We start from the raw sequence: 1,512 nt of genomic DNA, 5'->3' as shown, positions 1-1,512 counted from the left end.
TGTCCGTCGTCAGGGATTTTGGGACAGATGGCCGCCTGATCTAAGAGAGGGTCTGGCTCAACTGGTTGTTGTGATTATGCGGCGGATTTGCGGTGAAGCAAGCGCCGGGTTTCGATGGTCTTTCGTTTGATCCTTTCTCGTTGTTTTAGAATGGTCTGTCCGCGCCCGAAGTAGACATCAGCGGGTGTGAGGTTTTGTAGGCTTTCGTGGTAGCGCCTGTGATTGTAGTGATCGACGAAAGCATCGATCTGCTGCTGAAGGTCACCGGGCAGATAGTAGTTTTCCAATAAGATGCGGTTCTTGAGAGTCTGGTGCCAGCGCTCGATCTTTCCCTGAGTTTGCGGATGGTATGGCGCCCCTCGAACATGATCCATTTTCTGATCTTCCAGCCATTCGGCAAGCTCACTAGAGATGTAGCTGGACCCGTTGTCGCTGAGCAGGCGTGGTTTGTGCAGCACCGTTGCCTGATCACAGCCTGAGGCGTGCAAAGCGAGGTCCAGTGTGTCGGTCACATCCTCGGTCTTCATCGTCGTACAAAGCTTCCAGGCGATGATGTATCGGCTGTAATCGTCCAGGATCGTGCTGAGATAGAACCAGCCCCAGCCGATCACCTTCAGATAGGTAAAGTCCGTCTGCCAGAGCTGGTTCGGCCGAGTGGTTTTGTCCTGGAACTCGTCTGCGGCTGACAAAACCACATAGGCCGGGCTGGTAATCAGATCGTAAGACTTGAGGATGCGGTAGACCGAAGCCTCTGACACAAAGTACTTTTCTGTGTCGGTGAAGCGAACAGCCAACTCACGCGGGGAAAGCTCACTTTCCTTCAGAGCCAGATCTTTGATCTTCTCGCGCACAGGCGTGGGAATGCGGTTCCAGACCCGTGACGGCGTGGGTCTACGATCTTCAAGCGCCTCGGGGCCGCCGACGAGATATCGGTCGTACCAGCGATAGAAGGTGGTCTTCGGAATGCCCAGCTTCTCCAAAGTGCGCTTGGTCGGCAGATGCGATTGCTCAACCAAGCGGATGACTTCCAGTTTTTCGGATGCGGGATATCTCATTCGTCGTCGCCCCCATCCGCGATCATGCTTTTTTTGAGCAACCGCAGTTCAAGAGCCTGTTCGGCAACCACCTCCTTCAGATCACGGGCTTCCCGTCTCAGATCCTTCACTTCGGTGGAAGTTGCCGCGCGGGCCGTGTCGCCTGCCAGACGTTTCTTGCCGGCTTCCAGGAATTCCTTGGACCAGCTGTAGTAGAGGCTCTGCGCGATGCCTTCACGGCGGCAGAGCTCTGCAATGCTGTCCTCGCCTTTTAGGCCGTCCAGCACGATCTTGATCTTCTCTTCTGCGGAGTACTGTTTGCGGGTCGCACGGCGAATGTCCTTTACGACCTTCTCACCGTGGCTCTGCTTGGTTCCGGGTTTCTTTCTCATCTCCACTCCTTGGCAGTTACGATGAGCCAGAAACCCTCTCTTATCAAATCGACCTAAACTGTCCCATGGGCGCTGACGTCAGACAG

The 1,512-nt window shown here is 55.0% G+C and carries 1 protein-coding gene; it reads right to left on the bottom strand.

Going from position 1 to position 1,512, the window contains the following annotated elements; translation table 11 throughout:
* Positions 1 to 74: 74 nt before the first annotated feature.
* A protein-coding gene (locus AC2FI8_RS24485) for an IS3 family transposase (protein ID WP_282121619.1) occupies positions 75 to 1,426 on the bottom strand; the annotation gives its coding sequence in 2 pieces (ribosomal slippage) (positions 75 to 1,090 and positions 1,090 to 1,426; 1,353 coding nt in all).
* Positions 1,427 to 1,512: the final 86 nt, after the last annotated feature.

The sequence above is a fragment of the Ruegeria sp. CDSB029 genome (genome assembly GCF_059611125.1).
Note: the sequence above shows the minus strand (reverse complement) of the source record. Positions and strands in the feature narration are given on the sequence as shown.